The organism is Robertkochia aurantiaca (assembly GCF_020166495.1).
GTDB classification, from domain to species: domain Bacteria; phylum Bacteroidota; class Bacteroidia; order Flavobacteriales; family Flavobacteriaceae; genus Robertkochia; species Robertkochia aurantiaca.
Genome location: NZ_JAINZS010000006.1, coordinates 46862 through 59679 on the forward strand (window position 1 = coordinate 46862; position 12818 = coordinate 59679).

General features: G+C 45.5%; 12 protein-coding genes. 9 read left to right on the top strand and 3 right to left on the bottom strand.

What is annotated here, in order from left to right; all coding sequences use genetic code 11:
- Positions 1 to 2: 2 nt before the first annotated feature.
- From ccoN to K7R10_RS11515, 6 genes are all read left to right on the top strand, one after another.
- Positions 3 to 2210: a cytochrome-c oxidase, cbb3-type subunit I gene (gene ccoN / locus K7R10_RS11490; RefSeq protein WP_224484863.1), complete on the top strand. Its 2208-nt coding sequence runs from the start codon at positions 3 to 5 to the stop codon at positions 2208 to 2210.
- 2 nt (positions 2211 to 2212) lie between these two features.
- Positions 2213 to 2389 (top strand): CcoQ/FixQ family Cbb3-type cytochrome c oxidase assembly chaperone, encoded by a 177-nt coding sequence (locus K7R10_RS11495; protein ID WP_224484864.1) that lies wholly within the window; start codon positions 2213 to 2215, stop codon positions 2387 to 2389.
- A 4-nt stretch (positions 2390 to 2393) separates the two neighbouring features.
- Positions 2394 to 3335, top strand: coding sequence for a cbb3-type cytochrome c oxidase N-terminal domain-containing protein (locus K7R10_RS11500; protein WP_224484865.1), 942 nt, complete (start codon positions 2394 to 2396; stop codon positions 3333 to 3335).
- A gap of 55 nt (positions 3336 to 3390) precedes the next feature.
- A complete protein-coding gene (ccoG, locus tag K7R10_RS11505; RefSeq protein ID WP_224484866.1) occupies positions 3391 to 4812 on the top strand; it encodes a cytochrome c oxidase accessory protein CcoG in 1422 nt (473 codons plus the stop codon).
- 247 nt (positions 4813 to 5059) lie between these two features.
- Positions 5060 to 5506: a FixH family protein gene (locus tag K7R10_RS11510; protein ID WP_224484867.1), complete on the top strand. Its 447-nt coding sequence runs from the start codon at positions 5060 to 5062 to the stop codon at positions 5504 to 5506.
- Between the two features lie 11 nt (positions 5507 to 5517).
- Positions 5518 to 6225 (top strand): sulfite exporter TauE/SafE family protein, encoded by a 708-nt coding sequence (locus tag K7R10_RS11515; RefSeq protein WP_224484868.1) that lies wholly within the window; start codon positions 5518 to 5520, stop codon positions 6223 to 6225.
- Positions 6226 to 6776: 551 nt separating this feature from the next.
- Here the strand turns inward: K7R10_RS11515 and hemN are convergent.
- A complete protein-coding gene (hemN, locus tag K7R10_RS11520; RefSeq protein WP_224484869.1) occupies positions 6777 to 8141 on the bottom strand; it encodes an oxygen-independent coproporphyrinogen III oxidase in 1365 nt (454 codons plus the stop codon).
- A 173-nt stretch (positions 8142 to 8314) separates the two neighbouring features.
- A complete protein-coding gene (locus tag K7R10_RS11525) occupies positions 8315 to 8476 on the bottom strand; it encodes a DUF1328 domain-containing protein (RefSeq protein ID WP_224484870.1) in 162 nt (53 codons plus the stop codon).
- Between the two features lie 112 nt (positions 8477 to 8588).
- Between K7R10_RS11525 and K7R10_RS11530 the strand changes: the two genes are divergently transcribed.
- Positions 8589 to 9629, top strand: coding sequence for a flavin monoamine oxidase family protein (locus tag K7R10_RS11530; protein WP_224484871.1), 1041 nt, complete (start codon positions 8589 to 8591; stop codon positions 9627 to 9629).
- Here the strand turns inward: K7R10_RS11530 and K7R10_RS11535 are convergent.
- Positions 9622 to 10425, bottom strand: a complete 804-nt coding sequence (locus K7R10_RS11535; protein WP_224484872.1) for a helix-turn-helix transcriptional regulator — start codon at positions 10423 to 10425, stop codon at positions 9622 to 9624. The genes K7R10_RS11530 and K7R10_RS11535 overlap by 8 nt on opposite strands.
- 761 nt (positions 10426 to 11186) lie before the next feature.
- On the opposite strand from K7R10_RS11535, the gene K7R10_RS11540 reads away from it, so the two are divergent.
- Positions 11187 to 12227 (top strand): hypothetical protein, encoded by a 1041-nt coding sequence (locus tag K7R10_RS11540; RefSeq protein ID WP_224484873.1) that lies wholly within the window; start codon positions 11187 to 11189, stop codon positions 12225 to 12227.
- A gap of 3 nt (positions 12228 to 12230) precedes the next feature.
- Complete coding sequence (locus K7R10_RS11545) at positions 12231 to 12809, top strand: hypothetical protein (protein WP_224484874.1); 579 nt, start codon at positions 12231 to 12233, stop codon at positions 12807 to 12809.
- Positions 12810 to 12818: the final 9 nt, after the last annotated feature.

A 12818-nucleotide genomic window follows, 5' to 3' on the forward strand; every position in this document is an offset into this window, starting at 1 on the left:
CAATGGAAGTAGAACAGTTTCATTATGACAACAAAATCGTAAAGAAATTTCTTTACGCTACCATGCTCTGGGGCGCGGTAGGCATGCTGGTCGGCCTTTTGCTGGCTTTTATGTTTCTTTTTCCCAACCTCACTGACGGGATCTCATGGCTGAGTTTCGGAAGACTGAGACCCCTGCATACCAATGCAGTGATCTTTGCCTTTGTGGGGAATGCCATTTTCGCCGGGGTATATTATTCGCTGCAACGCCTTCTGAAGGCCCGTATGTACAGCGACTTTTTAAGCAATCTTAATTTCTGGGGATGGCAGGCCATTATTGTCGCAGCCGCTGTTTCACTTCCACTGGGATATACCACCTCAAAAGAATATGCCGAACTCGAATGGCCGATCGATATTGCGATCGCCCTTATCTGGGTGGCCTTTGGGGTGAACATGATCGGAACCATTTTCAAGCGCCGCCAACGGCACCTTTATGTGGCGGTTTGGTTCTATCTGGCTACGTTCGTGACCGTTGCGGTGCTGCACATCTTTAACAGCCTGGAACTCCCGGTCTCTGCCATGAAAAGTTATTCGGTGTATGCAGGAGTACAGGATGCCCTTGTGCAGTGGTGGTATGGTCATAATGCTGTGGCCTTCTTTTTAACCACGCCTTTCTTAGGACTCATGTATTACTTTGTGCCCAAGGCAGCGAATCGCCCGGTTTATTCATACCGGCTTTCGATCGTTCACTTCTGGTCACTCATCTTTATCTATATCTGGGCAGGTCCGCACCACCTTTTATATTCTGCACTGCCTGACTGGGCGCAGAACCTCGGAGTGGTGTTCTCTATCATGCTGATCGCCCCTTCATGGGGAGGTATGATCAACGGCTTGCTGACCCTGCGGGGCGCCTGGGATAAGGTACGGGTCGATCCTGTGCTGAAATTCATGGTGGTGGCAATAACCGGTTACGGTATGGCAACCTTCGAAGGACCCATGCTGTCTCTGAAAAATATCAATGCCATCGCTCACTTCAGTGACTGGGTGATCGCTCACGTGCATGTGGGAGCTCTTGCATGGAACGGGTTCCTCACCTTCGGAATGATGTATTACCTCGTTCCCAAGATGTTTAAGACCAAACTCTATTCACTGCCGCTGGCCAATTTCCATTTCTGGATCGGTACGCTGGGAATCATTCTCTATGCCCTTCCGATGTATGTGGCAGGATTCGCCCAGGCTTCGATGTGGAAGCAATTCAACCCTGACGGTACGCTGGTATATGGTAACTTCCTTGAAACCGTTACCCAGATCATCCCGATGTACTGGATGCGTGCCATCGGTGGAACCCTTTACCTGATCGGAGTGCTGATCGGTATCTATAACGCTGTAATGACCATCAGACGCGGAAGCGATGTGGAAGATGAGTTGGCTGAGGCTCCAGCCCTTACCCGGGTGCGAAAAGGCCGTATGGCAGGCGAAGGTTTCCATACCTGGCTTGAAAGACGTCCGGTACAGCTCACCATTCTGGCTACCATCGCCATACTGATAGGTGGTGTCATTCAGATCGTTCCAACCCTGCTGGTCAAGTCGAACATACCGACCATTACCTCTGTGAAACCGTATTCACCGCTGGAACTAGAAGGCCGTGATATCTATATCAGGGAGGGTTGTGTCTCCTGTCATTCACAGATGATCAGACCTTTCAGGAGTGAGACCGAGCGATACGGAGAGTATTCAAAAGCAGGGGAGTATGTTTACGACCATCCTTTCCTCTGGGGAAGCAAGCGAACCGGACCCGATCTTCTCAGGGTAGGTGGGAAATATTCCGATAACTGGCACCTGAACCATATGTATGATCCGCAGAGTACCTCGGCAGGAAGTATCATGCCTTCCTATAAGTGGCTCTTCCGAAGTGAACTCGACCGTTCAAATACCGAGGCAAAGATGGAGGCCATGGTACAGCTCGGAGTACCTTATACAGAAGATGATATTGCCAATGCACAGCAGCAAATGGATCAGCAGGCGTCGACCATCGAGCAGAACCTGTACCAGGATCCTGATTTCGCACGCACCTATGAGGAAGACAAACGGGCTGCCGCCAAGAGAGGAGAAGAATTTATAGAGATGAAAGACCGTGAGATCGTCGCACTTATCGCTTACCTGCAGCGCCTGGGAACCGATATCAAGGTCAAGGATAATACAGGAGAAGAAGTAACCTTACAAAACGATTAACCATGAAGTTTATAAAAGATCATATGGCAAGTATAGACGGGATAGCGATTTATCCTGTCATTTCCCTCAGCATTTTCTTTGTGTTCTTCGTGGCGCTTTTCTGGTGGGTATTGACGGCGCGTAAGGAATACATTAAAGAGGTAAGCGAGTTTCCATTAGACAACCAAGATAATATTTAAGACCATGAAGGATTTTGCATCATATTTACGTGTAATCGCGATCACCGGCCTGGTATTCCTGGCTGCAGAGTATTTTATCGATTCAGGTGCACAGCCTGCCTTTCTGACCTATCCGGAAGTAAGCCTTTTCATCGCCTTATTCGCCATCACCCTGATCGGAATTGAGATCATGGTGGCCGCAATGAATAATATCTCTGAGGCGATGATGAGTGAGGAGCAGAAGGTGGCATATGCCAAAAAGCAGGAGGAAGCCAAACAGAACGCCTGGTATAAGAAACTCTATAAAAAACTGACCAAGACCAAGCCTATCGAAGAGGAAGGGGAGATCATACTCGACCATAATTACGACGGTATCAGGGAGCTGGATAATTCCCTTCCGCCATGGTGGCTGTACGGATTCTATATATCGATCATCTTTGCAGCCATTTATCTGGTTCGATATCATGTTTTCGACGGACAAACACAGGCAGAAGAGTATCAGGAGGAAATGACCGAGGCGCGTATCGCCATAGAAGAGTATAAGAAAACAGCCAAAGACCTGGTCGATGTGAATACCGTTGAATTGCTTACCGATGCATCAGACCTGTCTGCCGGCGAACAGATCTTCCAGACCAATTGTGTGGCCTGTCATATGGCCGACGGAGGAGGAGGTATAGGTCCGAATTTAACCGACGAATACTGGATACTGGGGGGAGGCATCAAAAATGTGTTCCGTACCATTTCTGAGGGAGGTCGCGACGGTAAGGGGATGATCGCCTGGAAAGCTACCCTGAAACCGGCTGAAATGGCACAGGTCGCCAGTTATGTGATCAGCCTGCAGGGTAACACCCCTGCGAATCCGAAAGAAGCAGAGGGTGAAATCTGGATAGATGAAAACGCTCCTGCCGAAGCGGAAGAAAATACAGAAAAGGCTGCCGATACGGTTACTGTGGCAGCAAGCGAGTAACAGAAAAAATCAAATGAGGGCCGGTTATTCCGACCCGGTGATGAAGGGATAAAAAATGGAGAATCAGGAGAAAGAGGTTTTCAGAGATTCCATAGGTACGGTTACCGAAGAAGGTAAAAGAGCCTGGATATTTCCTAAAAAACCCAGCGGCCGGTATTACGAAGCCAGGAAAGTGGTGAGTTATGTACTGCTGGCTATATTGCTGATCTCTCCTTTTATAAAGATCAACGGAAACCAGTTCATGATGTTCAATGTGCTGGAACGCAGATTCAACATTTTCGCACTTCCCTTCTGGCCGCAGGACTTTCACCTGTTTGTGATCTCGATGATCATAGGAGTGGTTTTTGTTACCCTGTTTACCGTGGTTTTCGGGCGCATTTTCTGCGGATGGATTTGTCCGCAGACCATTTTCATGGAAATGGTCTTCAGGCGTATCGAATACTGGATCGATGGTGACCGCGGGGCCCAGATACGTCTGAGCAAGCAGGCCTGGAACGCAGAGAAGATTCGAAAGCGACTCACCAAATGGTTTGTATTTTTTGTGATCTCCTTTCTGATCGCCAATGTGTTTCTGGCATACCTGATCGGTAGTGACACCCTTATGAGATATATTACCGACGGACCACTGAATCATGTGAGCACTCTGATCTCTTTGCTCATTTTCACGGCGGTGTTCTTTTTCGTGTTCGCCTGGTTCAGGGAACAGGTATGTATCATAGCTTGTCCGTACGGAAGGTTACAGGGAGTACTGCTCGATAACAAATCGATAGTAGTGGCCTATGACCATAAAAGAGGAGAAAAGACCAAGGGACGTAAAAAATTCAGAAAGAACGAAAACCGTGATGAACTGGGTTACGGAGACTGTATCGATTGCAGCCAGTGTGTCAATGTTTGTCCGACAGGAATCGATATTCGTAATGGTACCCAGCTGGAATGTGTGAATTGTACCGCCTGTATCGACGCTTGCGATGAGATCATGGAAAAGGTGAATCTGCCCAAAGGACTGATTCGCTACGCCAGTGAAAACAATATTGAGAAAAAGGAACGATTCAGGTTCACCCCGAGAATGAAAGGCTATACCGCCGTACTGGGAATTCTTACGGCCGTACTTGTGGGGATGATGTTTTTAAGAAATGAAGTGGAAGCCACCATTCTACGATTGCCCGGGCAATTGTATGAGCATAAGGGGGAATCGATCATCAGCAATGTTTACACCTATAAGCTGATCAACAAGACGGTGACAGATATTGAAGATGTACATATTGAACTGATGGAGCCTGAAGGTTCGGTAAAACTTGTTTCCGGTGAAAATTTTGTGGTACCTCAGCAGGGAATGTCCCAGGGTTCACTGTTCATAGAGATCGACAAGGCCTTTCTCGATGATGATAAGACCCGGCTGAAGCTCGGGGTTTACAGCGGAGATGAACTGATAGAAACCACCACCACGAATTTCCTGGGGCCGAGAAATTACCGGTGATTGGGCGAGTAGAGAATCGAGAGTAGAGAATGGGAATGTTATTTTATTTGGAGTAAAGTCATTTCGAATCTCGCAGGGGTGAGAAAGCTGCCAAAAAGAGGAAAACAGATTTTGAAAGTACTGGTGTATACCATAAGACTATAATATACCCTTCCTCTTCCGGGGGGAAGGTGATTTTGCAAAGCAAAACCGGAAGGGATTGAAGCACATAACTGTATAACTGCTTAACCGCATAACTGAAGAAAAAATGAAAATAAATTGGGGAACCGGACTTGTGATAGCGATGGCACTGTTTATCAGTTTCATCATGTATTTTGTGATAAAAGCCAATACCGATGCCGGGATGGATCACGATCTGGTCACAGAGGAATATTATAAAAAAGAACTCGGCTACCAGGAGCAGCTGAATCGCGAACAGCGCAGCAAAGACCTGGGCCGGGATATTACCTATACTGTAAAAGACAACGGCATTGAACTGCATTTTCCGGAAGATATCAATCCGGAAAGCATCAAAGGCACAGTGTTCCTGTACAGGCCATCTGATAAACAGTTGGATTCTGAAATTACTGTTTCATTATCCGATGCTCATTTGCTCATACCTGACGATCGTTTATTGGATGGCCGCTGGAACATTGATGTTGCCTGGGAAGCGGAAGGGAGTTCATATCTCACACGCTTGTCACTCATCTATTAAAGAAATTAACCATGTTGTGGTCGGCTGTCATATTGGGGTTTTTGGGAAGTCTGCACTGCGTGGGTATGTGTGGTCCCATTGCCTTTGTGCTGCCTCTTGACCGGGATAAGCCTGTTCGTAAATTTATACAGATCATGCTGTACCACTTCGGAAGAATACTCACTTATGGTATGCTGGGGCTGCTGTTCGGTCTGGCGGGCCGAGGTCTCTTTGTAAGCGGATTACAGCAAAGACTGTCGGTCATCATTGGAATACTTATGATACTGGCCGTGCTTATCCCCCTGGGTAACCGCTATAAGAGCAAGATGCTGGGACCGCTTTACAGCCTTATCGGGCAGGTAAAACAGCAACTGGGTAAACGATTACACAAAAGATCGTTCACATCGTTGTTTACCCTGGGTCTGCTTAATGGCCTTTTACCCTGTGGACTGGTCTATATGGCGCTTTTCGGCGCGATCGGCCTCGGGCATGCCGCAGAGAGCAGCCTGTATATGGCACTGTTTGGCCTGGGAACAATTCCCCTGATGAGTGGGGCGGCATATATGGGCAATTTTGTTTCGGTGAAAACCCGACAGCGGTTTCAAAAAGCGATACCTGTTTTTGTGGTCATCATCGGCATATTCTTTATTCTCCGCGGAATGGGACTGGGAATTCCCTATGTCTCTCCCTCAGATATGCATCTGATGGTCAAGGCAGGCCCCGACTGTGTGGTGCCTTAGAGGTGAGGTAGTCAGGTAGTGAGGTAGTGAAATGGTGAGATGGTGAAGTAGTCAGGAAGTCAAAAGGTCATAAGTTAACTTTAGATATTTAAAACTCTTAGCACTTAACCCTTAACCCATAACCCATAACCCATAACCCATAACCCATAACCCAAAACGTCATCCAGAGCGAAGCGAAGGATCTGCCTTTTCTTAGTGAAGTGGTGAATTGGTGAGGTAGTGAGATGGTCAATCGGTTAAAAGGTCAAACCGTAAGACTGTTAAGCCGAAAAATGTGTTTGTGTTACACTGCCCCGAAGCATCGGGGGTCGAAGTAGACTTGTAAGAAGGCCCCAAAGTGATTCTTAATTCAGCTATAAATGGCTTTATGATAAGGTAGCGAGCAGTTCTAAGATATAGTCATCCCGGCCGTCTGCTCTTGTAGCTTGAGGGATCTTAAGATAGTTTTCCACTGCGGGCCATTAGAATTTTTTAATTTTTAGCCCTTAGCCCTTAGCCCTTAGCCCTTAGCCCTTAACCCTTAGCCCTTAGCCCTTAGCCCGTAACCCAACCTAAATCGTCATCGAAAACAGGCGGGTTTCAGGTTTGCTTTTCTGCAGCCGCATATCTAAGGCCATACAGACATTCCTGACAAAGGGTTTTCCGGCTTCCTTGATCTCAAGGTGATGTTCTCCGATCTCGATGAGGTCGTCCCGTTCCATCTCCCGCAGGCGATCCAGCACCTTTGGAAGATCATTGAACCAGGCGGTGTCGTCTTTCCAGGTAGTGATATACTGGCACATCAGGTTAAGTATGTGCTGTCTGATGATCAGATCTTCCTCTGTACAATGATGACCTCTGAAAACCGGAATGATACCACGGTCTACCAGATTCATATATTCTTCGATATTCTTGCTGTTCTGGGCGAATCCATACCAGCTGTCGCTGATGCTTGATGCTCCAAGACCCAGCAGCATTTTGGTTTTTGAGGCGGTGTAACCCATGAAATTGCGATGCAGTTTACCTTTTCGCATGGATTGATACAAATGGTCGGAAGAAAGCGCGAAATGGTCCATCCCGATTTCGTGGTAGCCCAGTTCTAGTAACAGGGATTTCCCGACCTCATACAGTCGCCGTTTCTCTTCCCCCTCCGGAATATCTTCGTCTTTAAAGCCCCGTTGTCCGTTTCCTTTGATCCATGGCACATGTGCATAACTGTAAAACGCTATACGATCAGGCATCAGGGGGATCGTATTGTTTACGGTTTCAATAACATCAGAGGTGGTTTGAAAGGGGAGTCCGAAGACCAGGTCATGGCTTACAGAAGTGTAACCTATTTCTCTTGCTGCCCTTGTCACATAGGCTACCTTTTCAAAAGGTTGTATGCGGTTGATCGCCTGCTGAACCACCGGGGAATAATCCTGCACCCCAAAGCTGACCCTTCTGAAGCCAACGTCGTAGAGCGCTTGCAGATGTTCATAGGTGGTGTTGTTAGGGTGTCCCTCGAAACTGAATTCATGATCAGGATCTTTTTCCGCATATCTGAAGATGCCGTTAATGAGTCTGCTGAGGTTTTCCGGACTAAAGAAAGTTGGTGTGCCGCCACCAAGGTGAATTTCCCTGATGATGGGCGTTCTTCCCAACAATTCGGCATAGAGTTTCCACTCTTTCAATATCGCAGCTATATACGGGTCTTCCACCTCGTGCCGCTTTGTAATGCGCTTGTGGCACCCGCAGAATGTACAAAGGCTTTCACAATAGGGAAGGTGAATATAGAGGCTGATTCCTTCCTCGGCGTTCGATTCACGAAATACCTTTTTACAGCTGTCGATCCATTTCTGCTGTGAGAATGAATCGGTATTCCAGTACGGTACAGTAGGATAGCTGGTATAGCGGGGCCCCGGCACATTGTACTTTTGGATAAGGTTACCACACATGATAATTGACTTTATGGGTCAAAGTTAATGGGTCACCTTTCTTTACAGAATGATAAATGTCAGCTGGCCGAAAATATTCAGAAAAAGCACTTTGGGTTACAGGCATGCGCATTTACCTGTGCTCGGCTTTTCATGCCTCGACAGGTTTCTATAGTCCGCATGCTTTTTTAATTTTAGCTTTTTCGGCGGCCGGTCACTAGAGAGACAATGAACAATACAATAAAAATGAAGAATAAGATTTTAGCGATAGACGCTGCTCCTTCAGCGATTCCACCAAAACCAAAAACGGCAGCTACAATTGCCAGAATGATAAAAATAACGGTCCAACGTAACATGTTTGTTTATTTTTAAGGTTGATATACAGTAAGTTACAAAATTTTATGAACTGATTATTGCATCCTGAATTAAGTTTTTGAAAAATCTAAAGATCTTTGAATTAAAAAGCAGATGAAGACAGATGTGATCATTATTGGAGCCGGACTTTCAGGACTCACCCTTTCCTACCGTTTAAAGAAGAGAGGAATTTCTTCATTGCTGTTGGAAGGCAGAGACCTGCCAGGAGGACGAATTCGCACTCTGTTGTCGGAAGGGGAGCCGCCTGTTGAGATGGGCGCCACCTGGTTCGGGGAGCAACATCAGCACCTGAAAGCGTTGATCGATGACCTGAATCTGTCTTATTTTCCGCAATATATGAAGGGAAAGGCGTTTTATCAGAGTTCTTCCATGGTTCCTGCGCAGGCAATTGACCTTCCGCCCCAGCAAAGCAGTTACCGGATTTCCGGAGGAAGTATATCGTTTATTGACCGTTTGTTAAAGGAAGCGGGACCTGTTTATTACAATAAGAGGGTTGATCGTATTGAGGTCAATTCTGAGGGGGTCACCTCCCATGCGGGAGAAGAAGGCTACGATGCTGAAAGAGTTGCCGTATGCCTGCCCCCTCAACTCGCCGTGAACAAGATACAGGTAGATGGGGTGGTCAACCGGGAGCTGGAAGCCGTGATGCGAAGCACTCATACCTGGATGCAGGAATCGGTGAAAGTGGCGGTGACTTTTAAAAGGCCTTTCTGGAGAGAAAAGGGCTGGTCGGGTACCCTCTTCAGCAATACCGGTCCTGTAACTGAATTATACGATCATTCAGATGTAAATGGAGAACATTTCGCCTTATGCGGATTCATGCAGCCGGCTTTCAGGAATTTGCCGGTTTCCGAACGGGAAAAAATAGTGATCGCTCAATTGCGATCGGTTTTCGGCGATGAGGTCAGTAAGTATATGAATTATTACGATACAGCCTGGGCCAGGGAATCAATGACTGCGACCGAACCCCTGCCTGATCTTTTTCCTCATCAGCATAACGGTCATGTGCTCTATGACCAATGGTGGGTAAAAGACCGCATTATTTTGGGTGGTTCAGAAACCTCTCCCGTTTTCGGAGGGTATATGGAAGGTGCGGTATATGCCGCCGGTCGCCTGGCACAGCAACTCAGTTGAGCCATCCGTGCATGAGCACATCTGCGATCAGCTCAGGGGTGTTTTTAAACCCTGATTTCTGAAGCATGTTCCGCCTGTGGGTTTTTACCGTGTGGGTTGACAGGAACAATCGTTCTGAGATCTGTTCGGTGGTATAGCCTTTAATCAGGTAGCCCAGTATTTCCTTCTCCCGTTTACTCATGTTATAAGGGGCCGGATCAGCTTCCTTATTTTCTTCCGGAGGTATAAATCGACCTTCGTTCACGGGGATGTTGTGGTATGATTTTCCGCCCTTCAGGTGTATAAAAGAGACGGTTTGCAGTTGGGGTATTTTAAGGTAGCTGATATCTGAGTGCACGCTGAGTGCATGTTCTACCAATCCCTCGTCGTTCAGGTTCAATATAGAAGCCTGATGCAGCATGGTGCGCCGGTGTCCCTGGGCATCTATAGCCTGGTAAACGTATACCAGCTTATAGTCCAGCCGGTGCTCCCTTCCTAAAAAGCGATGAAAAAAATCCTGGATAACCTGTTCTTTCAGGTGTACCATCTCCATTTCCTCTTCCGGACTGGTTTTGAGAATGTCTTTCATACTCACCTCTTCCGGATCCATGCCGGTGAATATTTTCACCTCAGGGGATACATAGTCCAGTTCGAGGTTGTGCAGGTTGAGTACGTAGAAATAGCAATTACCCGGTGCAAAAAGTGCAGAGAAGCGTTTCAGCTGATCAGAGATCTGAAAACGCTGGTACTGTGAAACATGTTGAGAATAATGCTCTTTCCAGAAGGAGAGCACTTCTTCCTTCTTCCTAAGGGCCATAGTGGTTCAGTCGGTTAGTTTTTTCCGGCCGGAATATAATGTTATCGAAAAAAATACCTACAAAGAGGTATATGAAATGGCGAATAAAATCGTCAACTTGCTAACCCTAAATGAACAAGGCATTTTTTTAGTTAATGGTGCCTTACCATTACAGGGAAACAGAAACACAGCTTTGTTCCTGAAACACATGAACTTAGAGCTCAACCATTTCTGAAAGACCTGTAAATACTGGGATAACGGCGAATTACTATCTGGGGGGAAGTGATTCGCCTTTCCTTTTGCATGAAAATTTTTCCCTGTATTTTCCTTATTGCTTAAAAAACAAATATTCTTACGGAAAACCGTAGTTACATCAATATTTGAAGTAAGAATTTTATCTATTATTTTATAAAATCCGCTTACAGAAAAAATTGACGTTTCATCTAAGAATTGAAGAAAATATGTGATGTTCTTCTATCTTGGGTAGGCGTTTGAAAAAGACCAGGTTTTGAAGCCAGATTTCAGGCGCGCCCATCATCTTACCTGCCTGCCGCACCCCGGCAGATCTTCCCCGCTTATTCCGGTTCCGCCGGTTCAACTTTTGGTATTCCCCCCTTCATACATTTTAGATGTCATACGCATTTTGGTATGCATTGCTATCGGTTTTGAACTGACGACAAATGAGATAGTTATTAGCTAAGATATGACCCCCGCTTATTGAATTGATTATAGCACAAAAGCGAATCATTAATTAACTAATTCTAATCTTTAAACTTTTACAAATGAAAAAAGTGATTTTTTGCGCTGCGGCGCTGATTTTTGGGACTACGATGTATGCCCAGAGTAACGAGAGTTACGTAGAACAAGTTAGTGGGGGCGGCAGTGCCGGAAACACCGCTAATATCACACAAACCGGAGTAGATAACTATTCGAATTCTTTCCAGAACGGGTGGAATAATACTACAACTGTAAACCAGCAAGGAAAGGATCATAGTTCTGATATTGAAGTTGGAGGAACCAACGGATTCACCGGGAACATGGTTAAGGTGACCCAGAAAGGGAAGGATAATATGTCTTCTGTTGATATTTCAGGTAATGGGAACGATGTAAATGTTTCCCAGTCTGGAACCGCCAACAATAACAACAATAGGGGAGAAATTTCTGCCGTGAGCGGACCTGGGTTTAACAATGGAGAAGATGTTGTTGACATTATTGGAGATGACAATGAAGTGGATCTGGATCAGCATAACGCTTTTGCCGATGCACGATTTAAGGTGCAAGGTGATAAAAACTATGCCAAAACAGATCAGACCAATAGTTTTGCTGGTATAGCTAACGTGTATCAGAATGGTGATAACAACGAAAGTTATATCACCCAAAATGGAGCGAATAACGCCGCCTACACAGATCAGGTTGGTAACTGGAACGATAGTAGAGTACTTCAGATTGGTGGAAGTCCTTCTGTTAACAATACTGCTGTAACTTCTCAAACAGGTGATTACAATGATAGTCGTGTAAGGCAAGAAGGAATCAATAATAAAGCCTTTGCCACTCAAACCGGGGTGAATAATTACAGCAATGTAAAACAAACCGGAGATGCTCCTTCTGGTGCGGTAACAAATAATGTGGCTGAGACATACCAACATGGTTATGGAGCTGGAAACAGCAGTAAGATTACTCAGACAGGTATTTTAAACTTCGCTAAGACTACACAGTCTGGTTCAAATATGAGTACCGTAATACAAACAGGCGAAAGTCATTCTTCTACCGTAATGCAAAGCGGTGTTGGAAATGCTACCACTGTTATTCAGTCTGACATGTAATCCATGCAGGTTAAACTAAAAAAATGTAGCGGTGGTTTATTGCCGCTACATTTTTTATCTTTTAATTATATGAAAAACATAACATTAATAATTGTAATATTTTGTTGTTTGCCAGTATTCTTGGTTGGACAAACATATGCAGAGAAAAGTGAGGTGATTGAAGATGCCAGGAGCATTGATAGAAGTGTACAATTAAATTTGGTGAGTAATCAAAACAGCACCTCTCCAGCTAGGACTATTTCTAATAATAACATATTTATTAAACAAATTGGTATTAACAATACGGCTACCGTTGCAAATGTTTCAAACTCCTCTAAAATTGAGATTGAACAAAACGGAAATAAAAACGAAGCAGGCCTTTACCTTCAGGCTGAACGTATTCAGTATCGCCTGCAACAATTAGGAGATGATCATAAGTATTTACATTTTAATAATAGCAATCCTGAACTGATCAACGTGAATGCTATTCAGAACGGAAACGGTACCGATATTATCATTCATGGGAAGAACAGCCTTTCTGAAAAACTGAAGATCAATATGAACGGTAATGCGCGGTCTCTGATCATCAGGAACTTTAACTAAAAAACTACA